Raw genomic sequence first — 22,352 nt, 5'->3', positions numbered from 1 at the left:
GAGATGGTGATGCCGGGCGACAACATCTCGATGGTGGTCAACCTGATCCAGCCGATCGCGATGGACGAGGGCCTGCGCTTCGCCATCCGCGAGGGTGGACGCACCGTCGGCGCCGGCGTCGTCGCAAAGATCCTGGAATAGGATCGGGAGCGCACCCCCGGCTCGGCCGGGGGTGCTGGCGCCCGCTGGAGAATGTAGGGTCATGGAAAACCAGAATATACGGATCCGGCTGAAAGCCTTCGACCACCGGATCCTCGACCAGTCGACCGGGGAGATCGTCAGCACGGCGAAGCGCACGGGCGCGCGCGTGCGCGGTCCGATCCCCCTGCCGACGCGGATGCAGCGCTATACCGTGCTGCGTGGTCCGCACATCGACAAGAAGTCGCGGGAACAGTTCGAGGTGCGCACCCATCAGCGCGTTCTCGACATTGTCGACCCGACGCCGCAGACGGTGGACGCGCTGATGAAGCTCGACCTCGCCTCCGGCGTCGACGTCGAGATCAAGCTCTGAGGGCAGGTCGATGCGAACCGGTCTGATCGCACGCAAGGTCGGCATGACCCGCATCTTCAATGATGCTGGGGAACATGTGCCGGTCACAGTGCTGGAACTCGAAGGCTGCCAGGTGGTGGCGCAGCGCACCGTCGAGACGGACGGCTATACCGCCGTCCAGCTCGGTGCCGGCGTGGCCAAGGTCAAGAACGTGACCCAGCCGCAGCGCGGGCACTTCGCCAAGGCGAAGGTCGAGCCGAAGATGCGGCTCGTGGAGTTCCGCGTGGCGGACGACGCGCTCGTCGACGTCGGCGCCGAACTGACGGCCGACCACTTCGTCGCCGGACAGAAGGTGGACGTCAGCGCCCAGACGATCGGCAAGGGTTTTGCCGGCGTTATCAAGCGGCACCACTTCGGGGGCTTGCGGGCGACCCACGGCGTCTCCATTTCCCACCGTTCGCACGGTTCGACCGGCCAGCGCCAGGACCCCGGCAAGGTGTTCAAGGGCAAGAAGATGGCGGGTCACTTGGGCGATCGCCGGGTTACCACCCAGAACGTCGAGGTCGTGGCGACGGATGTCGAGCGCGGGCTGATCCTGCTGCGCGGCGCCGTCCCGGGTTCTGCCGGCGGCTGGGTCGAGGTCCGTGATGCGGTCAAGCGACCCCGTCCGCAGGATCTGCCCTATCCGGCGGCGGTGCGCCAGGCGGCGCAAGACGCACAGCCCGAGACCCCGGCGGCGGAAGCTCCGGCCGACCAGGGCGGGGAGTGAGGTAGATGGAACTCTCGATCAAGAACCTCGATAACGCCGAGGTCGGAACGATCGACCTCGCGGACGAGGTCTTCGGACTTCCGGTACGCGCCGATATCCTCGCCCGCGTGGTCAACTGGCAGCTTGCGAAGCGGCGTGCCGGTACCCACAAGGCGAAGGAGCGGCACGAGATCGCCCGCACCGGCGGCAAGATGTACCGCCAGAAGGGCACGGGGCGGGCACGTCACAGCTCGAGCCGCGTCGTGCAGTTCCGCGGTGGTGGCGTCGTCCACGGACCACGCGTCCGCGACCACGGTCATGAGCTGCCGAAGAAGGTGCGGCGTCTCGGTCTGAAGACGGCACTGTCGAGCAAGCAGGTCGCCGGCAAGCTGGTGGTGATCGACAGCCTCGACGGGACGGCCGGCAAGACGGCCGAACTGGCGAAGCGCCTCGGCGGCCTCGGCTGGAGCTCGGTGCTCTTCATCGGCGGGACAGAGGTCGATGTCGCGTTCAAGCGCGCGGCGGCGAACCTGATCGGCGTCGACGTGCTCCCGCAGCAGGGCGCCAACGTCTACGATATTCTGCGCCGGGACGTGCTCGTCCTGACGCGTGACGCGGTCCAGCATCTCGAGGCGCGGCTGAAATGAGCAGGGCGAGAGCGATCAAGCCGGCGGCATCGGCGCCGACCCGCAACCGGATGCTGGAAGTCATCCGGTCACCGGTCATCACCGAGAAGTCGACGCGCGGTTCCGAGCATAACCAGGTGACGTTTCGCGTCCCTCTGGACGCGACGAAGCCGGAGATCAAGGCGTCCGTCGAAGGCCTGTTCAACGTGAAGGTCAAGACGGTGAACACCCTGCGCGTCAAGGGTAAGGAGAAGCGCGTCCGCGGCATCGTCGGACGACGCTCGGACGTGAAGAAGGCGATGGTGACCCTCGACGAGGGCCATTCGATCGACGTGACGACGGGGATCTGACGGCATGGCGCTGAAGAGCTACAAGCCTACCTCTGCGGCGCGGCGCGGCCTCGTTCTGGTCGACCGCTCGCAGCTGTGGAAGGGCAAGCCGGTCAAGAGCCTGACCGAAGGCCTGCACAAGACCGGCGGCCGCAACAACCAGGGGCGGATAACCTCCTTCTGGCGTGGCGGCGGCGCGAAGCGGCGTTACCGCATCGTCGACTTCAAGCGGCGCAAGACGGGCACCGCGACGGTCGAACGGCTGGAATACGATCCGAATCGTACGGCGTTCATCGCACTCCTCAACTACGAGGACGGCGAACAGGCCTACATCCTGGCGCCGCAGCGGCTGCAGGCGGGCGACAAGGTCGAGGCCGGCGAGCGCGTCGACGTGCGCCCCGGCAACGCCATGCCGCTGAAGAGCATCCCGGTCGGGACGATCGTGCACAATGTGGAGCTGAAGCCAGGCGGCGGCGGCAAGATCGCCCGCGCGGCGGGCTCCTATGTGCAACTCGTCGGTCGTGATGCCGGCCTGGCGCTGCTTCGCCTGAATTCGGGTGAGGTGCGCATGGTTCCGTCGGAGTGCATGGCGACCGTCGGCGCGGTCTCCAACCCCGACAACAGCAACCAGACGCTGGCCAAGGCCGGACGCAATCGCTGGAAGGGTCGTCGCCCGCACGTTCGCGGCGTCGCGATGAACCCGATCGACCATCCGCACGGCGGCGGCGAAGGCCGCACCTCGGGCGGTCGTCACCCCGTGACACCTTGGGGCAAGCCGACCAAGGGCGCGCGGACCCGCAAGAAGAGGCCTTCGGACAAGTTCATCGTCCGCCGGCGTCAGCAGAAGAAGTAAGGAGACGGTCTCGTGGCACGTTCCGTCTGGAAGGGGCCGTTCGTTGACGCCTACCTCCTGAAGAAGGCGGAGGCCGCACGGGCCTCCACCCGCAAGGAGGTGATCAAGACCTGGTCGCGGCGTTCGACGATTCTGCCCCAGTTCGTCAGCCTGACGTTCGGGGTCTACAACGGGCAGAAGTTTCTGCCGGTGCTGGTGACCGAGAACATGGTGGGCCACAAGTTCGGCGAGTTCGCGCCGACCCGCACGTTCTACGGCCATGCGGCCGACAAGAAGTCGAAGAGGGGCTGATGGGCAAGCGAGCCACAGAGCGCCGTCTCGCGGACAACGAGGCGAAGGCCTTCGCGAAGACCATTCGCGTGAGCCCGCGCAAGCTCAACCTGGTGGCCGAGTCCATCCGCGGGATGTCCGCGGGTGCGGCGGTCGACTCGCTCACCTTCAATCCGCGTCGGATCGCGAAGGACGTGCAGAAGGTCCTGCAGTCGGCCATCGCCAACGCGGAGAACAACCACCAGCTCGACGTCGACCGGCTCTATGTGGCCGAGGCGAGCGTCGGCAAGGCGCTGGTCATGCGGCGTTTCCATGCCCGCGCCCGCGGCCGTGGCGCGCCGATCGAGAAGCCGTTCAGCAACCTGACGGTGATCGTTCGTGAGCGCCCCGAAGCCGCCGAGGAGTCGAACTGATGGGTCAAAAGGTCAATCCGATCGGGCTGCGTCTCGGGATCAACCGGACGTGGGACTCGCGCTGGTTCGCCGGCAAGGACTACGGCACGCTGCTCCACGAGGACCTGCGCCTGCGCAAGTACCTGTTCGAGCGCCTGCGTCAGGCCGGCATCAGCCGTGTCGTGATCGAGCGTCCGGCGAAGAAGCCACGCATCACGATCCACACGGCGCGTCCGGGCGTGGTCATCGGCAAGAAGGGCGCCGATATCGAGAAGCTGCGTCAGAAGCTCGGTCAGATGTCGAACGGCCGCGAGGTCGTGCTGAACATCGTCGAGATCCGCAAGCCCGAGATCGACGCGAAGCTGGTCGCAGAGAACATCGCGCAGCAGCTCGAGCGCCGGGTGGCGTTTCGGCGCGCGCTGAAGCGCGCCGTGCAGTCGGCGATGCGGCTGGGTGCGCTGGGCATCCGGATCAATGTGGGCGGAAGGCTCGGCGGCGCCGAGATCGCGCGCTCCGAGTGGTATCGTGAAGGTCGCGTTCCGCTGCATACGCTGCGTGCGGATATCGACTTCGGGTATGCGACGGCGAAAACGACTTACGGCACCTGCGGCGTGAAGGTCTGGGTGTTCAAGGGCGAGATCCTGGCGCACGACCCGATGGCGCAGGACAAGCGCCTCGCCGAGCAGCAGGTCGGACGCTAGGAAGATAAGGCGGTAGTATCATGCTAAGTCCCAAGCGGACGAAGTTCCGTAAGGCCTTCAAGGGCCGGATCCACGGCAACGCCAAGGGCGGCACCGATCTCAACTTCGGTGCGTACGGCCTGAAGGCGCTCGAGCCGGAGCGGATCACCGCGCGCCAGATCGAAGCGGCGCGTCGTGCGATCACGCGCCACATCAAGCGCGTCGGCCGCGTCTGGATCCGCATCTTCCCGGACGTGCCGGTGTCCAGCAAGCCTGCCGAGGTCCGCATGGGCAAGGGCAAGGGCTCGCCGGAATTCTGGGTGGTCCGCGTGAAGCCCGGCAAGATCATGTTCGAGCTCGACGGCGTGCCGCAGGAGCTGGCGCGCGAGGCGTTCGAACTGGCGGCCGCGAAGCTGCCGATCAAGACCCGGTTCGTGACCCGCCTGGGCGAGGGAGCGTGAGATGAAGGCAGCGGACGTCCGCGCCAAGACCGGCGACGAGTTGCGGACACAGCTCGGCGACCTGCGCAAGGAAGCGTTCAACCTTCGCTTCCAGAAGGCGAGCGGACAGCTCGAAAATACGGCGCGCGTGCGGCAGGTCCGCCGCGACATCGCGCGGATCATGAACGCTCTCGGCGAGCGTCGCCGCGCCGAGGGTTAGGAGAGAGCCGAGATGCCGAGGCGTGTCATGCAGGGTGTCGTGGTGAGCGACGTCGCCGACAAGACGGTGTCGGTGCGCGTCGACCGTCGCGTCATGCACCCGATCTACAAGAAGTTCGTGACCAAGTCGAAGAAGTACCTGGCCCACGACGAGAACAACGCTGCGAAGGTCGGCGACAAGGTGCGCATCGAAGAATGCCGCCCGCTCTCCAAGCGCAAGAGTTGGGTGGTGCTCGATGCCGCCGGCTCCGACGGCGCCGGGGGAGCCTGATCGATGATCCAGCAAGAGAGCAATCTCGAGGTAGCCGACAACTCCGGCGCGCGGCGGGTGCAGTGCATCCGCGTGCTCGGCGGCACCCGGACGCGCTACGCGTCGGTCGGCGACGTGATCGTCGTTTCCGTGAAGGAGGCGATTCCGCGCGGCCGCGTGAAGAAGGGCGACGTCCACAAGGCGGTCATCGTCCGCACCGCTAAGGACGTCCACCGGTCCGACGGAACGGCGATCCGCTTCGACAAGAACGCGGCGGTGCTGATCAACGCCCAGGGCGAGCCGATCGGCACGCGCATCTTCGGGCCGGTCACGCGTGAGCTTCGCGGCAAGAAGTTCATGAAGATCATCTCGCTGGCACCGGAGGTGCTGTGATGGCGGTGAAGGTCAAAAAGGGCGATCAGGTCGTCGTCCTCGCCGGTCGCGACAAGGGTTCCAAGGGCGAGGTCATGCGCGTGATCCCGTCGGAATCGCGTGTGGTGGTCGCCGGCGTGAACATCGTGAAGCGGCACCAGCGTCCCGGCCCCGGCAATCCCGGCGGCATCGTGGAGCGCGAGGCGCCCGTCCACGTGTCCAACGTGGCGCATGTCGACCCCGACACTGGCCGCCCCACCCGGGTCGGTTTCCGAATTCTCGAGGATGGCCGCAAGGTGCGCTTCGCAAAGCGCTCCGGCGAGGTCATCGATCGATAGGCGCGGAAAATGGCATCACCACGTCTCAAAACCGTCTACGACGGCACCGTCAGGTCCAGCCTGAAGGAGCGCTTCGCCTACGCGAACGACTTCGCGATTCCCAGGTTGGACAAGATCGTCATCAACATGGGCGTCGGCGAAGCGGTCTCCGACACGAAGAAGGTCCAGTCCGCCGTCGGCGAACTGACCCGGATCGCCGGCCAGAAGCCGGTCGTGACGCGGGCCAAGCAGGCGATTTCGACCTTCAAGCTGCGCGGCGGCATGCCGATCGGCTGCAAGGTTACCCTGCGCCGCGAGCGGATGTACGAGTTCCTCGACCGGCTGATCACGATCGCGCTTCCGCGCGTCCGTGACTTCCGCGGGGTCTCGCCGAAGAGCTTCGACGGCCGAGGCAACTATGCCCTGGGCCTGCGCGAGCAGATCGTCTTTCCGGAGATCGAGTACGACCAGGTCGACGAGATCCGCGGCATGGACATCGTGATCTGCACGACGGCAAACACTGATGAGGAGGCTCGCGAACTCCTCCGCGGCATGAACATGCCGTTCCAGCAGAACTAGGGCGGAGGCAGGAGCCAATGGCAAAGAGCAGCGCCGTACAGCGGGACTTGAAGCGACGCCGGCTTGCCAAGCAGTTCGGCGGCAAGCGCGAAGCGCTCAAGTCGATCATCATGGACAAGTCGATCCCGCTCGAGGACCGTTTCGTCGCCCAGCTTCGGCTTGCCGAGCTGCCGCGCAACGGATCGCGGACGCGGATCCGCAACCGCTGCGAAGTCTCCGGGCGTCCGCGCGGCTATTATCGCAAGTTCCGTATGTCGCGCATCGCGCTCCGTGAACTGGCCTCCCAGGGCCAGATCCCGGGCGTGGTGAAGTCGAGCTGGTAGTAAGGAGGGCATGGGCCCATGGCATTGAGCGATCCGCTCGGCGACCTGTTGACCCGTATCCGTAACGGACAGCAGGCGCGGCTGAACACGGTGCGGTCGCCGGGTTCCAATCTGCGCACGCGTCTTCTCGACGTGTTGCAGCGGGAGGGCTTCATCCGCGGCTACACCACGAAGTCCGCCGATGGCGGCTTCGCCGAACTCGTCATCGAGTTGAAGTACAACGAGGGCGAGCCGGTCATCCGTCACATCTCGCGTGTGTCGAAGCCTGGCCGGCGCGTCTATTCGAAGATCAAGGACCTGAAGCCGTTCCAGGGCGGCCTCGGTATCTCGATCCTGTCCACGCCGCGCGGCGTCATGTCCGACCATGAGGCACGCGCGCAGAATGTGGGCGGCGAAGTCCTCTGCCAGGTGTTCTAGGAGCAAGGTGCGCCCATGTCGCGCGTAGGCAAATATCCCGTGACCGTGCCGGCCGGGACCACCGTACAGGTGGCCGACGGCACGATCGAGGCGAAGGGCAAGCTCGGGCAGCGTAGTCTGAAGCTGGTCGACGAGGTCGAGGCTGTGCTCGAAGAGGGCAAGCTCTGGATCAAGCCGCGCTCGGACTCCCAGCGTGCGCGCATGATGTGGGGCACCTACCGCGCCCTGGCGCAGTCGCTGGTGACCGGCGTCTCGGAGGGCTTCACCAAGGCGCTCGAGATCAGCGGCGTCGGCTACCGTGCGGCGGTCGAGGGCAAGACCCTCAAGCTGCAGCTCGGTTACAGCCACGACGTGATCTTCCCGATCCCGTCGGACGTGCAGATCAAGACCGAGCGGCCGACGGCCATCGCGGTGTCCGGCATCGACCGGCAGCGCGTCGGGCAGGTCGCCGCGGAGATCCGTGCGTATCGCGGCCCGGAGCCCTATAAGGGCAAGGGCATCCGCTATGCGGACGAGACGATCCTGCGCAAAGAAGGCAAGAAGAAGTAAGGACCGGGGCAATGCTGAGCAGCAGACAACTTCAAGTACGCCGCCGGCTGCGGATCCGCGCCGCGCTGCGGCGTCAGGGCAACGGCCGGGCGCGGCTGTCGGTGTTCCGGTCCGGACGCAACATCTACGCCCAGGTCATCGACGACGAGCGGGGCGTGACCGTCGCCTCTGCGTCCTCGCTGGACAAAGGCTTCCGCGAGGGCGGCAAGTCCGGTGCGGACAAGGCAGCGGCCGCGGAGATCGGCAAGCTGGTCGCCGAGCGAGCGCTCGCGGCCGGTGTGAAGGAAGTTGTTTTCGACCGCGGTGGCTATCGCTATCACGGCCGGGTGAAAGCCCTGGCCGAAGCCGCCCGCGAGTCCGGACTGGCGTTCTAGGAAGGCTGAAGGCATGGCACGAGGTCCAAGGCGCGAGCGCGAACGCGAAGGCCGGGAAGAGTCGGAATTCGTCGAGAAGCTCGTCTCGATCAACCGCGTCGCGAAGGTGGTGAAGGGCGGCCGGCGTTTCGGCTTCTCCGCTCTGGTCATCGCAGGCGACGGCAAGGGCCGGGTCGGCTTCGGCTCGGGCAAGGCGCGCGAAGTCCCCGAGGCGATCCGCAAGGCGACGGAGCGTGCCCGCAAGGGTATGATCCGGGTCCATCTGCGCGAGGGCCGGACATTCCACCACGACGTTCTCGGTCACTTCGGCGCCGGTCGTGTCGTCGTGCGCGCCGCACCGGTCGGCACCGGCATCATTGCCGGTGGCCCGATGCGCGCCGTGTTCGAGGCGCTCGGTGTGCATGACGTCGTCGCGAAGTCGACCGGCACGTCGAACCCGCACAACATGGTCAAGGCGACCTTCGACGCGCTGCAGAACTCGTTCTCGCCGCGCAGCGTCGCCGCCCGGCGCGGCCGCAAGGTCAGCGAAATCCTCGGCCGGCGTGGTGAGGCCGAGCCGGCCGCCCAGACCGGCACGGAGTAGGCGATGAGCGAAGCGAAATCTCAGCTGCGGGTCACCCAGATCGGCAGCCCGATCCGGCGCCCCGGCTATCAGCGGGCGACCCTGGTGGGCCTCGGCCTGAACAAGATCCGCCGCGAGCGCGTCCTCGAGGATACGCCCGCGATCCGCGGCATGCTGCGGAAGGTTCATCATCTGGTGAAGGTCGAGCCGGTTGATTGACCGGGTTTCCGACCTTAACTCCGACACACCCCTGCGTGGGCGGGACGGGACATGAAGCTCAACGAACTCCGGGACAATGACGGCGCCCGCTACAAGGCGAAGCGCCTCGGCCGTGGCATCGGCTCCGGCAAGGGCAAGACGTCCGGCAAGGGCGTCAAGGGCCAGAAGGCGCGCTCCGGCGTTGCCATCAACGGCTTCGAAGGCGGCCAGATGCCGATCTATCGGCGGCTGCCGAAGCGTGGCTTCAACAATATCCACGCGCTGTCCTTCCAGGAGATCAATGTCGGCCGCCTGCAGCAGGCGATCGATGCGGGTCGCCTCGATGCCGGCCAGAAGCTGGATTCCGAGGCGCTGATCAAGGCCGGCGTCATCCGCCGTGCCCATGACGGCCTTCGCCTGCTCGGCAAGGGCGCCATCACAAGCCGCATCGAGATCGAGGTCGCCGGTGCGTCCAAGTCGGCCGTGGATGCGGTCGAGAAGGCGGGGGGGAGTGTCATCGTCTGCGCGCCCCGCGTCGCCGCAGCGGCCGACGAGCAGGTCTGATCCCGGATGGCATCCGCCGCGGAGAGACTCGCCGCCAACGTCAATCTCGGCGCGTTCGGGAAGGCGACTGAGCTCAAGAAGCGGATCTGGTTCACGCTCGGCTGCCTGATCGTCTACCGGCTCGGCACCTACGTGCCGATTCCCGGGATCGATCCGGCAGTGCTTGCGGAGATCTTCCAGAGCCAGGCCGGCGGCCTGCTCGGGATGTTCGACATGTTCGCGGGCGGCGCCCTCGGGCGGATGACGATCTTCGCGCTGAACATCATGCCGTACATCTCCGCGGCCATCATCATGCAGTTGATGACGGCCGTGTCTCCCAAGCTGGAGGCCCTCAAGAAGGAGGGCGAGAGCGGCCGCAAGAAGATCAACCAGTACACCAGATACGGCACCGTTCTCCTCGCCACGGTTCAGGCCTATGGGCTGGCGATCGGCGTGGAGGGCATGCGCGGCCCGTCTGGTGCGGCGGTTATCGATCCTGGCCTGTTCTTCCGCTTCACCACGGTCGTCACCGTGGTGGGTGGCACCATGTTCCTGATGTGGCTGGGTGAGCAGATCACCGCGCGTGGCGTCGGCAACGGCATCTCGCTGATCATCTTCGCCGGCATCGTCGCGAACCTGCCGTCGGCGCTGGCTGCGATCCTGGAACTCGGCCGGACCGGGGCGATGTCCGCGGGTTTCATCATCTTCCTGCTGCTGATGTCGGTCCTCGTGATCGCCGTCGTCGTGTTTGTCGAGCGCGCGCAACGGCGGATCGTCGTCCAGTATCCCAAACGCCAGGTCGGCAACCGGATGTATGGCGGCGACAGCTCGCATCTGCCGCTGAAGCTGAACAGCGCTGGCGTCATCCCGCCGATCTTCGCCAGTTCGCTTCTGCTGATGCCGACGACGCTCGCCAGCTTCGCCGCATCGGGTGGCGACGGGCCGGAGTGGCTGACCAGTATCGCGGCGTATCTGGGCCACGGGCAGCCGCTGTATCTGGCGCTCTACGTCTCGATGATCGTTTTCTTCGCCTTCTTCTACACGGCGGTGGTCTTCAACCCCGAGGAGACGGCGGACAATCTCCGCAAGCACGGCGGCTTCGTTCCGGGCATTCGGCCGGGCAAGAACACAGCCGACTATCTCGACTATGTCCTGACGCGGTTGACGGTGGTGGGTGCGATCTATCTGGCCCTCGTCTGCATCCTTCCGGAGATCCTGATCTCGCAGTACTCGGTGCCCTTCTACTTCGGCGGCACGAGCCTGCTGATCATCGTCAGCGTCACGATGGACACGGTCGCGCAGATCCAGTCGCACCTCGTCGCCCACCAGTATGAGGGCCTGATCCGCAAGTCGAAGCTGAGGGGGCGTCGAGGATGAGGATTCTCGTTCTTCTCGGGCCGCCGGGGGCGGGCAAGGGCACTCAGGCGAAGCGTCTCGAGCGAGCCTACGGTATCGTGCAGCTCTCGACGGGCGATATGCTGCGTGCGGCTGTCGCCTCGGGCAGCGATCTCGGTCGCGAGGCGAAGGACGTGATGGATGCGGGCAAGCTGATGCCCGATGCCATCATGACGGAAATCATATCCGACAGGATCGAGCAGCCCGACTGTGCTAACGGGTTCATCCTGGACGGCTTCCCCCGTACGCGCGCACAAGCCGAAGCGCTCGATGCGTTGCTGGACCGGAAGGGCTTGGCGCTCGACAAGGTCGTCGAGCTCAAGGTCGACGAGCAGGCCCTGGTGGAGCGCGTCTCCGGGCGTTTCGCCTGTGCCAAGTGCGGGGCGGGCTACCACGACAAGTTCCAGCCGCCGAAGCAGGCGGGTATCTGCGACGTCTGCGGCAGTACCGAGTTCATACGCCGGGCCGACGACAACGCCGAGACCGTGCGTGCGCGACTCTCGGCCTACCGCGAACAGACCGCACCGATTCTGCCCTACTACAGGGACAAGGGCGTTCTGGTCGAAGTGGACGGCATGGCGGACATAGACGAGGTTACGCGACAGATCGAACACGTGCTGAATGGCTAGGTGCGACTAGACCGCGCGAACCACCTAGGCGCGCGGTTGACACCGCACGGATCGTCACTATTATCCTTCGGCTCGTCTTTTCGGCCGGCGGCCAATCGGCGTTTTTCCACCATGGTGCTCTGAGGAGAGGCGAACGTGGCGCGTATCGCTGGCGTCAACATCCCCACAAACAAGCGCGTCGAAATCGCGCTGACCTACATCCACGGGATCGGCCGGGCGAAAGCTCAGGAGATCTGCGGGAAGATCGCCATTCCGGCCGAGCGCCGAGTGGGAGACCTGACCGAGGATGAGGTGATCCGGATCCGTGAATCCATCGACCGTGACTATCTGGTCGAGGGTGATCTTCGTCGCGAAGTCGCGATGAACATCAAGCGGCTGATGGATCTCGGTTGCTATCGCGGGCTGCGCCACCGGCGCGGGCTGCCGGTGCATGGCCAGCGGACGCATACCAATGCGCGCACGCGCAAAGGCAAGGCGCGTCCGATCGCCGGCAAGAAAAAAGTCACGAAGTAGTAAGGGTCGGATATGGCAAGGCCTGCGGCAGCAGCGACGCGCATCCGTCGCCGCGAACGGAAGAACATCACTTCCGGCGTGGCGCACGTGACCGCATCGTTCAACAACACGATGATCACGATCACCGACGTCCAGGGCAATTCGATCGCCTGGTCGTCGTCCGGCACCATGGGCTTCAAGGGTTCGCGCAAGTCGACCCCGTTCGCGGCGCAGATGGCTGCCGAGGACGCCGCCCGAAAGGCGCAGGAACACGGCATGCGCACCCTTGAGGTGCAGGTTCGCGGCCCGGGTTCGGGGCGCGAGTCGGCACTGCGGGCGCTGCAGGCGGCGGGGTTCGCGATCACGTCGATCCGCGACGTCACGCCAATCCCGCACAATGGTTGCCGTCCGCCCAAGCGGCGTCGGGTGTAGCGCCGTCTGTACCGGTTTCGGTGAAGTCGGGGCGCGGGAGCCGGCCTATATGGCCGGCCCTGGCTGTTTTTAGGGCGTTCCCGCGCCCTGCTCAGATTGCGACAAGGTGATAGATGTCTCCGATCAGCAAGAACTGGCAGGATCTGATCAAGCCCGGCAAGCTCCAGGTGGAGTCCGGGGACGATCCTCGCCGCGTGGCCACGGTGGTCGCCGACCCGCTCGAGCGCGGCTTCGGCATCACGCTGGGTAACGCGCTGCGGCGCATCCTGCTCTCCTCGCTTCAGGGCGCGGCGGTCACCTCTATCCAGATCGACGGCGTCCTGCACGAGTTCTCGTCGATCCCCGGCGTTCGCGAGGACGTCACCGACATCGTCCTGAACGTGAAGTCGCTCGGCCTGCGCATGCACGGCGAGGGGCCGAAGCGGATCTATCTGACGGCGAAGGGCCCCGGCCTCGCCACCGCCGGCATGATCGAGACCGGCGCCGACGTCGAGGTCATGGACCCCGATCTGGTGATCTGCACCCTCGACGAGGGCGCCAGCATCCGGATGGAACTGGTCGTCGAGAACGGCAAGGGCTACGTCCCCGCCAGCGTCAATCGCCGCGAGGATGCGCCGATCGGCGTGATCCCTGTCGATGCGATCTACAGCCCGGTGCGGACGGTCTCCTACAAGGTGGAGAATACCCGCGTCGGTCAGGTCACCGACTTCGACAAGCTGTCGCTGCGGGTCGAGACGAACGGGTCGCTGCGCCCCGAGGACGCGGTCGCTTACGCGTCGCGGATCCTGCAGGACCAGCTGCAGCTCTTCATCAACTTCGAAGAGCCCCGCGCCGTGGTCGAAGATTCCCACGCGCCGGATCTGCCGTTCAACAAGAACCTGCTGCGCAAGGTCGAGGAGCTGGAGCTCTCGGTCCGCTCGGCGAACTGCCTGAAGAACGACAACATCATCTATATCGGCGATCTGGTTCAGAAGACGGAGGCGGAGATGCTCCGTACCCCGAACTTCGGCCGGAAATCGCTGAACGAGATCAAGCAGGTGCTCGAAGGCATGGGCCTCCATCTCGGCATGGAGATCCCGAACTGGCCGCCGGAGAACATCGAGGAACTGGCAAAGCGCCTCGAAGAGCCGTATTGAACGGCGCGACGAGCGGAACGCGCGCGAGCGCATCGGGCATAATTAGACGATCGAAGAAGGATAGGTGCCATGCGCCACGGGATGCACGGCCGCAAGCTGAACCGTACCAGCAGTCACCGGAGGGCGTTGTTCGCCAATCTGGCGGTGGCGCTGATCAAGCACGAGCAGATCACCACCACGCTGCCGAAGGCGAAGGACCTGCGCCCCTACGTCGAGAAGCTGATAACGCTCGGCAAGCGGGGCGACCTTCACGCCCGCCGCCAGGCGATCGCGCAGATCGGCGACGAGGTCATCGTCCGCAAGCTGTTCGACTCCCTGAAGGATCGCTACGCCAACCGCGCCGGCGGCTACACGCGGGTGCTGAAGGCGGGCTTCCGCTACGGCGACGCCGCGCCGATGGCGATCATCGAACTGGTGGATCGCGACGTGTCGGCGAAGGGTCAGGATTCCGGACCGCCGCAGAACCTCGACGACGAGGAGTCGGTTGCCGCCTGACGGCACCTGACGGAAAGAGTCGACGAGGGCAGCCGAGAGGCTGCCCTTTCGCATTTTCGGCACCGTTTCAAATCGGCGTCGCAGTTTCTAAATGCAGAGCCGGTTCCGCAGGGTCCGGAGGTTGCAGGATGGTCCGGTCGATCAGTCCGCGGGTTAATGCCGCTGTGTTCGGCCTCATTCTCGCTGTAGCGGCGGGGGCGCCGCCGGCGATCGCCGACCCCGCGATCCGGTGGGGCGATGCCGGGCGGCGTGCGCCCCAGACGCGGGGGGAACTCCAGCTCTCCTTCGCCCCGCTGGTGAAGGCCGCCGCGCCGGCGGTGGTCAACATCAACACGCGGCGCGTGGTGACCAGCCGCCGATCGCCGCTGTTCGCAGACCCCTTCTTCCGGCAGTTCTTCGGCGACATGATTCCCGAGGGTCAGCGCCGGCAGATCCAGAATTCGCTCGGCTCGGGCGTCATCGTGCAGCCGGACGGGCTCATCGTGACGAACGTGCACGTCATCGACGGCGCCGACGAGATCACGGTCGTGTTGGCCGACCGGCGCGAGTTCGACGCGACCGTCGTGCAGAGCGATCCGGGCACCGACCTGGCCCTGCTGCGCATCGACGCCAGGACCAGCGACCTGCCCTATCTCCCCCTGGGTGATTCGGACGCGCTCGAGGTGGGCGACCTCGTGCTGGCGATCGGCGACCCGTTCGGCGTCGGCCAGACCGTGACCAGCGGCATCGTCTCGGCGACGGCGCGCAGCGGCGCCGGCTTCAACAGCCAGGGTGTCTTCATCCAGACCGATGCCGCGATCAATCCGGGCAATTCCGGCGGCGCGCTGATCGACATGCAGGGACGGCTGATCGGCATCCCCTCGGCGATCCTGTCGCGCAGCGGGGGTTCGCACGGCATCGGCTTCGCGATCCCGTCCAATCTGGTCAGGGCGACGATCGGGGGCGGGCACGCCGCCGGCGGCCGGACCGTGCGGCCCTGGCTCGGCGGCTCCGGACAGGCGGTGACGCAGGATCTCGCCCATACGCTCGGGCTAGACCGGCCGCGTGGCGTGCTGTTGAGCGAGGTCTACGGGCGCGGGCCGCTGGCCAGTGCGGGTCTGCGTGTCGGCGATGTCATCCTCAACGTCGACGGTCACGACGTCGACGATCCAGCGGCGCTGCGATTCCGGATCAACACCCAGTCGCCCGGCGCGGACGTGCCGGTCCGCTTCTGGCGCGGTGGCAAGGTCTATGCGGCCCGGTTGCCGATCGAGCTCCCGCCGGAGGATCCGCCGCGCAACACCGAGACGCTCGTCGGCCGCCATCCGCTCGACGGCGCCACGGTCGCCAACCTCTCGCCGGCGCTGGTCGAGGAAATGGGCCTCGACGGGGGGCGCAGCGGTGTCGTGGTGCTCCAGGTGGAGCGTGGCAGCATCGCCGGCCGGTACGGCTTCCGGGCCGGCGACATCGTGGTGTCGGTGAACGGTCGCGACATCGCGCGTGTCGCGGACCTGCGCCGAGCGCTCGACGGTTCGCCGCGGACGTGGCGCCTGTCCGTTCGGCGCGGCGCGCGCATCATGAACCTGCAGGTCGGCTGATGGCGAATCTGTTCGAAGCGGCGGGTCTGGAGAAGGAGGCGCCCCGGCCGCTCGCCGACCAGCTCCGGCCGCGACGTCTCGGCGAAGTGGTCGGGCAGGAGCATGTGCTCGGGCCGCAGGGTCCCCTCGGCCGGATGCTTTCTGAAGGACGCTTGGCCTCCCTCGTGCTCTGGGGACCGCCCGGCTGCGGGAAGACGACGATCGCGCGCCTCCTTGCGCACGAGACGAAGCTCCATTTCGAACCCCTGTCGGCCGTGTTCTCCGGCGTCGCCGATCTGCGCAAGGTCTTCGATGCCGCCAAGCGGCGGCGGCAGACAGGGCAGGGGACCCTGCTGTTCGTCGACGAGATCCACCGCTTCAACCGTGCCCAGCAGGACGGTTTCCTGCCCTATGTCGAGGACGGCACGGTCATCCTGGTCGGCGCCACGACGGAGAACCCGTCCTTCGAGCTCAACGCGGCGTTGCTGTCGCGCAGCCAGGTGCTGGTCCTCAACCGCCTCGGCGACGAGGCGCTGGAGGAACTGCTGCGCCGCTCCGAGGTCGCCATCGGTCATCCCCTCCCGCTCGAGCCCGACGCGCGGCACGCCCTGAAGGCCCTGGCCGACGGCGACGGCCGCTACCTGCTGAACCTGGTCGAGGAATTGGCGAGGCTGAAGGGGGCGCCGCTCGACACGGCGGCACTCGCCGCTGCGGTCCAGCGCCGGGCGCCGCTCTACGACAAGAGCCAGGAGGGCCACTACAACCTCATCAGCGCCCTCCACAAGTCGCTCCGCGGTTCCGATGTCGACGCGGCGCTCTACTGGTTCGCGCGCATGCTGGACGGTGGCGAGGACCCGCGCTACATCGCGCGCCGGTTGACGCGCTTTGCGGTGGAGGATGTCGGCATGGCCGACCCGTCGGCTCTCCCGCACGCCGTCGCCGGCTGGGAGACCTACGAGCGGCTGGGTTCGCCCGAGGGCGAGCTGGCCCTGGCGCAGGTCGTGGTCCAGCTCGCGACCGCGCCGAAGTCGAACGCCGTCTACAAGGCCTACGGGGCCGCGCGGGCAGCCGCGAAGGAGACGGGCTCGCTGATGCCGCCCAAGCACATCCTCAATGCGCCGACGCGGATGATGAAGGACCTCGGCTACAGCAAGGGCTATGCCTACGACCACGATGCGGATGAGGCCTTCTCCGGCCAGAACTATTTCCCCGACGGCATGCCGCGGCGGTCGCTCTACCGCCCGAGCCCGCGCGGCGCCGAGGCGGAGATCGGCCGCCGCCTCAAGCACTGGAGCGAACTGCGGGCCCGCCGCAGCGACGAGGACGCATGAGTCAGCTCTTGACCGTCGCCCTCGGCGGCGCCCTCGGTTCGACGGCGCGCTACCTGTTCGTCGTCCAGGCCGGCCGTCTGCTCGGCATGGATTTCCCGTGGGGCACGCTTGGGGTGAACGTCCTCGGCTCCTTCCTGATGGGGCTCCTGATCGGTGCCGGTGCCCTCGTCCTGGAGATGAGCCAGGAAGTCCGCCTGTTCCTCGCCGTCGGCTTCCTCGGCGGCTTCACCACCTTTTCGTCCTTCTCCCTCGACGCGATGACGCTCTTCCAACGTGGCGCATGGCTGGCGGGGAGCGCATATGTGGGCGGTTCGGTGCTGGCCGGCCTCGCGGCCTTCGGCATCGGCATGGCGGTATGGAGACTTTGGGTATGACGACCGGGGTGCAGACTGTAACGGTGGCGGCGGACGAGGCAGAGCTTCGCCTCGACCGGTGGTTCCGCCGCCGCTTCCCGGAGGTCACCCACATCCGGCTTGAGAAGCTTCTGCGCACCGGTCAGATTCGGGTCGACGGGCGGCGCGTCAAGGCGGGCGAGCGGATGCAGCCGGGGCAGGCGGTGCGGGTTCCGCCGCTCGGCGCCGAGCCGCCGCCGCCCACGCGGCCGATTGCCACCCGCATGCGCAAGGTGAGCGACGCGGACGCCGAGCAACTGCGCAGCAGGATCCTGCACATCGATGACGAGGTGATCGCCCTCGACAAGCCCGCCGGCATCGCGGTCCAGGGCGGTACCGGCACGGACCGCCACATCGACGGCATGCTGGACGCGTTGCAGTTCGACTCGGTCGAGCGGCCGCGGCTGGTCCATCGCCTCGACCGCGACACCAGCGGCGTGTTGCTGCTCGCCCGTACCGCCCGGGCGGCGGAACGGCTGGGCAATGCGTTCCGGGGCCGCGACGCGCGCAAGGTCTACTGGGCGATCACCATGGGCGTCCCGAACCCGCGCCAGGGCAAGATCGACTTGGCCCTGGCCAAGCGCGGCGGGCGCGGCAACGAGAAGATGGGCCCGGACCCCGAGGAGGGACGTTCGGCGATCACGCTCTATTCGGTTCTGGAGACCGCCGGTAAGCGCCTGGCCTGGGTCGCGCTGTGGCCGCGCACCGGCCGGACGCATCAGCTGCGAGCGCACATGGCGGCGATCGGCACGCCGATCCTGGGCGACGGCAAATATGCCGGCGCCGACGCCCATCTGCAGGGGCTGAAGCTCTCCCGGACGGTGCATCTCCACGCGCGGAGCATCGCCATCGCCCATCCCAACGGCAGCGGTACGTTCTATGTCGAGGCGCCGCTGCCGCCGCATCTGGCGGAGACGTTCGCGTCCTTCGCCTTCGAGCCGGGGTCGGCGCCACGCGATCCCTTCGAGGGGGCCCTTTGAGAGCCGAACTTGCGATGTTGCGAACGGCTCGCATATAGGAAGCGGCTTTCGAACACAGCAAGGAGAACGAAATGCCCGACAACGCCGTGTTCGCCACCACACCCGGCCCGGATCTCCTGACCCTGTTGGAGACGCGCCGCTCGGTCCCGCCGGTCAGCCTCGTCGAGCCGGCGCCCGGCCCGGACGACCTGATGCGGTTGCTGACGATCGCGTCGCGCGTTCCCGACCACGGCCGCATGGTGCCCTGGCGGTTCGTCGTGTTCCGGGGCGAGGCGCGCACCGCGGCCGGGGAACGCCTCGCGGCGGTGCACAGGAGCAAGGACCCCGAAGCGCCGGACGCGATGGGCAAGAAGATCGCCACGTCGCTGTCGCGTGCCCCGCTCGTCGTCGCGGTGGTCGATCGCACGGCGCCGTCGCCGAAGATCCCCGAATGGGAGCAGCATCTGTGCGTCGGGGCGGTCTGCATGAATCTCGTCACCGCCGCGAATGCGATGGGATTTGCCGCCGTCTGGCTGACCGGATGGGCGGCCGGCGACGCCGATGCCCGCGCGGCCCTCGGCCTCGCGCCCGAAGAGAGCCTGGCCGGCTTCATCCACATCGGTACGCCGACGGAGCGTCCGGCGGAGCGCCCGCGCCCGGACGTGCCGTCTCTGGTGACGCACTGGGTCGGGTGAGTGGCGCGTCTCGCGTCGCACCGATAGCGACGCCGCGAGGGTGGGCTGACCGCGCTGCCCGCCTGCATGTATCCTGCTCCGGCAAGCCAAAGAGAAGCTGGGAGCACGCATGGGCATCGCCTTCGAACTGACCGACGAGCAGCGTCAGATGCTCGATTCGCTGTCGCGGGTCCGGCGGACGGTCATCGGCCCGAACGCCCAGCGCTGGCAGGACGGCAGCTTCCCCTATCCGAACATGGAGAAGCTGGCCGAGATCGGCATTCTCGGCATGGCGGTGCCGGAAGACTATGGCGGGTCGGGGGCCAGCGTTCTCGATACGGCGCTCGCGCTGGAGGAGATATCCAAGGGCTGCTACGTGACCGGAATGGCAGCCCTCGGCGAGGTCGGCGTCCAGACCCGCATCATCACCGCCTTCGCGCCCGAGAGCCTGAAGCGGAAATGGCTGCCGCGCGTCGCGGCTGGCGACTGCATCCTCTCCATCTGCATGACCGAGCCCGACGCCGGCACGGACCTGCCGAACATGCGCACCAATGCCGAGGTGCGCGACGGCAGCGTCCTGCTCAACGGCGCGAAGACGCTGATCAGTCGCGCGGCCGAGGCACATCTCTTCGTCGTCTTCACGCGCATCGACGGCGTCCCGGGCAGCAAGGGAATCGGCTGCGTTCTGGTCGAGGGGGGCACGCCGGGTCTCGCAGCGGAGCCGAACTACCACACGATGGGCGGCGAATATCTCTCCGATCTGCGCTTCGACAATGTCGAAGTGCCGATCGAGAACATGCTGCTGCGCGGGGACTCGCTGAAGCGGCTGATGAACGCCTTCAACGTCCAGCGCTGCCTGAACCCTGCGATCTGCCTGGGGCTCGCGGAATCGTCACTGGAGGAATCGGTCAGCTACGCTCGCGACCGCAAGGCCTTCGGCGGGCCGGTCGCCGACTTCCAGGGCATGCGCTGGAAGCTCGCGGACATGTACGTCCAGATCGAGGCCTGCCGCAGCATCCTCTACCGTGCGGCGGCGACGGCGAACCCTTTTCCCGATCCGACCCTGGCGGCCGCGGCGAAGATCTTCGTCAACGAGGCGACCATCCGGATCTGCAGCGACGGGGTCCAGGTTCACGGCGGCTACGGCTTCACCAACGAGTTCGCCGTCGCCCGCAACTACCGCGGCGTGCGCTACGGTAGCCTCGGCGGCGGCACGACGGAAACCTTGCGCAACCTGGTCGGGCGCGCGCTCGTCGAACGGCTCGACATCGAGACGGGGCTTCTCGCGTTCGGCACGGAGACCCCACGCGCCCGTTGAATTCCCGCACGCGCAGGCGCAGATTCGCGCCGCCCTCGGCCGATCGGCGGGAAAATCGAAACCCTCGGGCGACTACGGTCGTTGCTGAGCAGTGCCGGTAACAAAAGGAAACCGTTTGGAGATGGTGACCCGCAGGCAATTCGCCGCGCGTATGCTGGTGGGCGTCGCCGCCCCGGCGATTCTTCATCTCGTGCCCGGCATCATGTCCTCTGCGGCAGCGGAGCCGGCTCCGGTCCCGTTCGACTGGGACACGCTCGTGCGCCGCGTCGAGACGATGGCGGCGGCCGACTACCAGCGGCCTGGGGAGAGCCTCCCGAAGGCACTCGCCGATCTGGACTACGACCGCTTCAGGGACATCCGCTTCCGGAACGACCGGGCGCTGTGGCGCGACCAGAACCTCCCGTTCCAGCTGCAGCTCTTCCATCTCGGCTTCATGTATAAGACTCCCGTGGCCATCAACATCGTCGAAGACGGGATGGCGCGGCGCGTCGCTTTTCAGCCGGAGCTCTTCAACTACGGCAAGAACGATCTGGGCATCCTCCCGGCGGATCTCGGCTACGCCGGCATGCGCGTCCATGCACCGATGAACACGCCGTCCTACTATGACGAGGTGATCTCCTTCCTCGGGTCGAGCTACTTCCGGGCGATCGGCAAGGGGCAGATCTACGGGCTCTCCGCCCGCGGGCTCGCCATCGACACGGCACTGCCCTCCGGCGAGGAGTTCCCGGTCTTCCGCGAGTTCTGGGTCCAGAAACCGGCACCCGACGCGAAATTGATCCGCATCTTCGGCCTGCTCGACAGCCGCAGCGCGGTCGGTGCCTACGAGTTCGAGGTCTCGCCGGGCGATCCGACGGAGGTAAAGGTCAAGGCGCGCCTGCTCCTGCGCCAGGACATCGCGAAGCTGGGCCTGGCACCGCTCACCAGCATGTTCCTGTTCGGCGAGGAGAATGTTCGGAAGTTCGACGACTTCCGGCCGGAGGTGCACGATTCCGACGGCCTGCTGATGCACAACGCCACTGGCGAGTGGATCTGGCGGCCGCTCGGCAATCCGAAGAAGCTGCGCGTCAGCGCCTACCAGACCGAGGCGCTGCGCGGTTTCGGCCTGCTTCAGCGCGACCGCGATTTCCGCAACTACGAGGACTTGGAGGCGCTGTATCACCAGCGCCCATCCTGCTGGATCGCGCCGGTCGGCGACTGGGGGCCGGGCCGGGTCGAACTGATCGAGATTCCGACGGAACTGGAGAAGTACGACAACATCGTCGCCTTCTGGGTGCCCGCCGAGCCGGCGCGGGCCGGGGCGGCGCTGAACCTCGAATATCGGATGCTATTTGCCAGGCGTCTCGCCAATTACCCGCCCAGCGGACGCGTCGCCGCCACCCGAACCTCGCCGTCTCCGGGGGGGATCTCCGGGCGACGGTTCATCCTCGACTTCACCGGCGGGCGGCTCACCGATCTTAAGGCGAACGAAGCAGTTGAGCTTGTAGTTTCTGCTGGTCGGGGCCAGATCCTCACGCATACGGTCCAGAAAAACATGGTCACGGGCGGTTGGCGCGCGTTCTTCGATTTCATACCGGAGGATGCCCGTCCGACTGACCTGCGGGCCTTTCTGCGCTTGGGCTCGGACGACGTGCTGAGCGAGACGTGGAGCTATCAGTGGCCAGCGCCGTGACGGTGTGTCGCAGGAGCGGGAACCGTTTCCGGGCGGGTAAGTTGGCAGAGTCGCAATCGCCGTTGAGAGGGACGAATGGTGACTAAGGTCGCGGAAGATCAGCAGGGGTCCTGGGACGACGCGATGGATATTCCGGGCGTTCGCGGAAAGCTGGCGCCGTCGCCGGACGATCATCGCGCATGGACGGCATGGCTGAGCGCGACGGCCTTGCCGCAGGTGCAGCCGATGCGGATGCCCCAGCAGCGCTTCGAATATTGGCGGCTCGAGCGGCCGAAGACGACCGGGATCGCCGACGAGGCGGCCCCGGAGGGAGCGCTGGGCTGAGGCGACCCGCAGCAACCCA

The 22,352-nt window shown here is 67.0% G+C and carries 36 protein-coding genes; all 36 read left to right on the top strand.

The window, feature by feature from the left end; genetic code table 11:
• A partial coding sequence (locus tag ABIE65_RS19565; RefSeq protein ID WP_502918554.1) for an EF-Tu C-terminal domain-related protein occupies positions 1-141 on the top strand: 141 nt, incomplete at its 5' end.
• Between the two features lie 61 nt (positions 142-202).
• Positions 203-511, top strand: coding sequence for a 30S ribosomal protein S10 (rpsJ, locus tag ABIE65_RS19560; RefSeq protein ID WP_354080072.1), 309 nt, complete (start codon positions 203-205; stop codon positions 509-511).
• A gap of 10 nt (positions 512-521) precedes the next feature.
• A complete protein-coding gene (gene rplC / locus ABIE65_RS19555; protein WP_354080070.1) occupies positions 522-1,259 on the top strand; it encodes a 50S ribosomal protein L3 in 738 nt (245 codons plus the stop codon).
• A gap of 5 nt (positions 1,260-1,264) precedes the next feature.
• Positions 1,265-1,885 (top strand): 50S ribosomal protein L4, encoded by a 621-nt coding sequence (gene rplD, locus ABIE65_RS19550; protein WP_354080069.1) that lies wholly within the window; start codon positions 1,265-1,267, stop codon positions 1,883-1,885.
• Between the two features lie 50 nt (positions 1,886-1,935).
• Positions 1,936-2,214, top strand: a complete 279-nt coding sequence (locus tag ABIE65_RS19545) for a 50S ribosomal protein L23 (RefSeq protein ID WP_502918553.1) — start codon at positions 1,936-1,938, stop codon at positions 2,212-2,214.
• Between the two features lie 4 nt (positions 2,215-2,218).
• Positions 2,219-3,046, top strand: coding sequence for a 50S ribosomal protein L2 (gene rplB / locus ABIE65_RS19540; protein ID WP_354080066.1), 828 nt, complete (start codon positions 2,219-2,221; stop codon positions 3,044-3,046).
• A 12-nt stretch (positions 3,047-3,058) separates the two neighbouring features.
• A complete protein-coding gene (gene rpsS, locus ABIE65_RS19535) occupies positions 3,059-3,337 on the top strand; it encodes a 30S ribosomal protein S19 (RefSeq protein ID WP_354080065.1) in 279 nt (92 codons plus the stop codon).
• Positions 3,337-3,729 (top strand): 50S ribosomal protein L22, encoded by a 393-nt coding sequence (gene rplV / locus ABIE65_RS19530; protein ID WP_354080064.1) that lies wholly within the window; start codon positions 3,337-3,339, stop codon positions 3,727-3,729. Before rpsS ends, rplV begins: the two co-directional genes overlap by 1 nt.
• Complete coding sequence (gene rpsC / locus ABIE65_RS19525; RefSeq protein ID WP_354080062.1) at positions 3,729-4,409, top strand: 30S ribosomal protein S3; 681 nt, start codon at positions 3,729-3,731, stop codon at positions 4,407-4,409. Before rplV ends, rpsC begins: the two co-directional genes overlap by 1 nt.
• 20 nt (positions 4,410-4,429) lie before the next feature.
• Positions 4,430-4,849 carry a 50S ribosomal protein L16 gene (rplP, locus tag ABIE65_RS19520; RefSeq protein WP_354080061.1) on the top strand — a complete coding sequence of 140 codons (420 nt, stop codon included), beginning with the start codon at positions 4,430-4,432 and terminating at the stop codon, positions 4,847-4,849.
• A gap of 1 nt (position 4,850) precedes the next feature.
• Positions 4,851-5,048, top strand: a complete 198-nt coding sequence (gene rpmC / locus ABIE65_RS19515) for a 50S ribosomal protein L29 (RefSeq protein ID WP_354080060.1) — start codon at positions 4,851-4,853, stop codon at positions 5,046-5,048.
• Positions 5,049-5,060: 12 nt separating this feature from the next.
• Complete coding sequence (gene rpsQ / locus ABIE65_RS19510) at positions 5,061-5,318, top strand: 30S ribosomal protein S17 (protein WP_354080059.1); 258 nt, start codon at positions 5,061-5,063, stop codon at positions 5,316-5,318.
• A gap of 3 nt (positions 5,319-5,321) precedes the next feature.
• Positions 5,322-5,690, top strand: coding sequence for a 50S ribosomal protein L14 (gene rplN / locus ABIE65_RS19505; protein ID WP_354080058.1), 369 nt, complete (start codon positions 5,322-5,324; stop codon positions 5,688-5,690).
• A complete protein-coding gene (rplX, locus tag ABIE65_RS19500; protein ID WP_354080057.1) occupies positions 5,687-6,007 on the top strand; it encodes a 50S ribosomal protein L24 in 321 nt (106 codons plus the stop codon). Before rplN ends, rplX begins: the two co-directional genes overlap by 4 nt.
• Before the next feature lie 9 nt (positions 6,008-6,016).
• On the top strand, positions 6,017-6,565 hold the full coding sequence (gene rplE, locus ABIE65_RS19495; protein ID WP_354080056.1) for a 50S ribosomal protein L5: 549 nt from the start codon (positions 6,017-6,019) through the stop codon (positions 6,563-6,565).
• Positions 6,566-6,582: 17 nt separating this feature from the next.
• Positions 6,583-6,888, top strand: a complete 306-nt coding sequence (rpsN, locus tag ABIE65_RS19490; RefSeq protein ID WP_354080054.1) for a 30S ribosomal protein S14 — start codon at positions 6,583-6,585, stop codon at positions 6,886-6,888.
• Positions 6,889-6,906: 18 nt separating this feature from the next.
• Complete coding sequence (gene rpsH / locus ABIE65_RS19485) at positions 6,907-7,305, top strand: 30S ribosomal protein S8 (protein ID WP_354080053.1); 399 nt, start codon at positions 6,907-6,909, stop codon at positions 7,303-7,305.
• Positions 7,306-7,320: 15 nt separating this feature from the next.
• Positions 7,321-7,854, top strand: a complete 534-nt coding sequence (gene rplF, locus ABIE65_RS19480; protein ID WP_354080052.1) for a 50S ribosomal protein L6 — start codon at positions 7,321-7,323, stop codon at positions 7,852-7,854.
• Positions 7,855-7,865: 11 nt separating this feature from the next.
• Complete coding sequence (gene rplR / locus ABIE65_RS19475; RefSeq protein WP_354080051.1) at positions 7,866-8,228, top strand: 50S ribosomal protein L18; 363 nt, start codon at positions 7,866-7,868, stop codon at positions 8,226-8,228.
• Between the two features lie 13 nt (positions 8,229-8,241).
• Positions 8,242-8,811 (top strand): 30S ribosomal protein S5, encoded by a 570-nt coding sequence (rpsE, locus tag ABIE65_RS19470; RefSeq protein ID WP_354080050.1) that lies wholly within the window; start codon positions 8,242-8,244, stop codon positions 8,809-8,811.
• A 3-nt stretch (positions 8,812-8,814) separates the two neighbouring features.
• Entirely contained in the window at positions 8,815-9,009 is a 195-nt protein-coding gene (rpmD, locus tag ABIE65_RS19465) for a 50S ribosomal protein L30 (RefSeq protein WP_354080049.1), read from the top strand.
• 51 nt (positions 9,010-9,060) lie between these two features.
• Positions 9,061-9,552 (top strand): 50S ribosomal protein L15, encoded by a 492-nt coding sequence (rplO, locus tag ABIE65_RS19460; protein ID WP_354080048.1) that lies wholly within the window; start codon positions 9,061-9,063, stop codon positions 9,550-9,552.
• Between the two features lie 6 nt (positions 9,553-9,558).
• Positions 9,559-10,908 (top strand): preprotein translocase subunit SecY, encoded by a 1,350-nt coding sequence (gene secY / locus ABIE65_RS19455; RefSeq protein ID WP_354080047.1) that lies wholly within the window; start codon positions 9,559-9,561, stop codon positions 10,906-10,908.
• Positions 10,905-11,555 carry an adenylate kinase gene (locus ABIE65_RS19450; RefSeq protein ID WP_354080046.1) on the top strand — a complete coding sequence of 217 codons (651 nt, stop codon included), beginning with the start codon at positions 10,905-10,907 and terminating at the stop codon, positions 11,553-11,555. The genes secY and ABIE65_RS19450 overlap by 4 nt, the downstream gene beginning before the upstream one ends.
• Before the next feature lie 135 nt (positions 11,556-11,690).
• Complete coding sequence (rpsM, locus tag ABIE65_RS19445; RefSeq protein ID WP_354080045.1) at positions 11,691-12,068, top strand: 30S ribosomal protein S13; 378 nt, start codon at positions 11,691-11,693, stop codon at positions 12,066-12,068.
• A gap of 12 nt (positions 12,069-12,080) precedes the next feature.
• A complete protein-coding gene (rpsK, locus tag ABIE65_RS19440) occupies positions 12,081-12,479 on the top strand; it encodes a 30S ribosomal protein S11 (protein ID WP_354080044.1) in 399 nt (132 codons plus the stop codon).
• Positions 12,480-12,592: 113 nt separating this feature from the next.
• Positions 12,593-13,615 carry a DNA-directed RNA polymerase subunit alpha gene (locus ABIE65_RS19435; protein WP_354080043.1) on the top strand — a complete coding sequence of 341 codons (1,023 nt, stop codon included), beginning with the start codon at positions 12,593-12,595 and terminating at the stop codon, positions 13,613-13,615.
• Between the two features lie 69 nt (positions 13,616-13,684).
• Positions 13,685-14,110 (top strand): 50S ribosomal protein L17, encoded by a 426-nt coding sequence (gene rplQ, locus ABIE65_RS19430; RefSeq protein WP_354080042.1) that lies wholly within the window; start codon positions 13,685-13,687, stop codon positions 14,108-14,110.
• Positions 14,111-14,238: 128 nt separating this feature from the next.
• A complete protein-coding gene (locus ABIE65_RS19425; RefSeq protein ID WP_354080041.1) occupies positions 14,239-15,687 on the top strand; it encodes a Do family serine endopeptidase in 1,449 nt (482 codons plus the stop codon).
• On the top strand, positions 15,687-16,997 hold the full coding sequence (locus tag ABIE65_RS19420; protein WP_354080040.1) for a replication-associated recombination protein A: 1,311 nt from the start codon (positions 15,687-15,689) through the stop codon (positions 16,995-16,997). Before ABIE65_RS19425 ends, ABIE65_RS19420 begins: the two co-directional genes overlap by 1 nt.
• Positions 16,994-17,371 (top strand): fluoride efflux transporter CrcB, encoded by a 378-nt coding sequence (gene crcB, locus ABIE65_RS19415; RefSeq protein WP_354080039.1) that lies wholly within the window; start codon positions 16,994-16,996, stop codon positions 17,369-17,371. The genes ABIE65_RS19420 and crcB overlap by 4 nt, the downstream gene beginning before the upstream one ends.
• Positions 17,368-18,369 (top strand): RluA family pseudouridine synthase, encoded by a 1,002-nt coding sequence (locus ABIE65_RS19410; RefSeq protein WP_354080038.1) that lies wholly within the window; start codon positions 17,368-17,370, stop codon positions 18,367-18,369. The genes crcB and ABIE65_RS19410 overlap by 4 nt, the downstream gene beginning before the upstream one ends.
• Positions 18,370-18,440: 71 nt before the next feature.
• The gene (locus tag ABIE65_RS19405) at positions 18,441-19,043 is read left to right on the top strand and encodes a nitroreductase family protein (RefSeq protein ID WP_354080037.1); all 603 of its coding nucleotides are present in this window, start codon (positions 18,441-18,443) and stop codon (positions 19,041-19,043) included.
• 109 nt (positions 19,044-19,152) lie between these two features.
• A complete protein-coding gene (locus ABIE65_RS19400; RefSeq protein WP_354080036.1) occupies positions 19,153-20,340 on the top strand; it encodes an acyl-CoA dehydrogenase family protein in 1,188 nt (395 codons plus the stop codon).
• A 124-nt stretch (positions 20,341-20,464) separates the two neighbouring features.
• Positions 20,465-22,009, top strand: a complete 1,545-nt coding sequence (locus tag ABIE65_RS19395) for an OpgD/OpgG family glucan biosynthesis protein (RefSeq protein WP_354080035.1) — start codon at positions 20,465-20,467, stop codon at positions 22,007-22,009.
• Positions 22,010-22,084: 75 nt separating this feature from the next.
• The gene (locus tag ABIE65_RS19390) at positions 22,085-22,333 is read left to right on the top strand and encodes a hypothetical protein (RefSeq protein WP_354080034.1); all 249 of its coding nucleotides are present in this window, start codon (positions 22,085-22,087) and stop codon (positions 22,331-22,333) included.
• The last annotated feature ends 19 nt before the right edge of the window (positions 22,334-22,352 follow it).

Source organism: Constrictibacter sp. MBR-5, assembly GCF_040549485.1.
Lineage (GTDB): Bacteria > Pseudomonadota > Alphaproteobacteria > JAJUGE01 > JAJUGE01 > Constrictibacter.
Note: the sequence above shows the minus strand (reverse complement) of the source record. Positions and strands in the feature narration are given on the sequence as shown.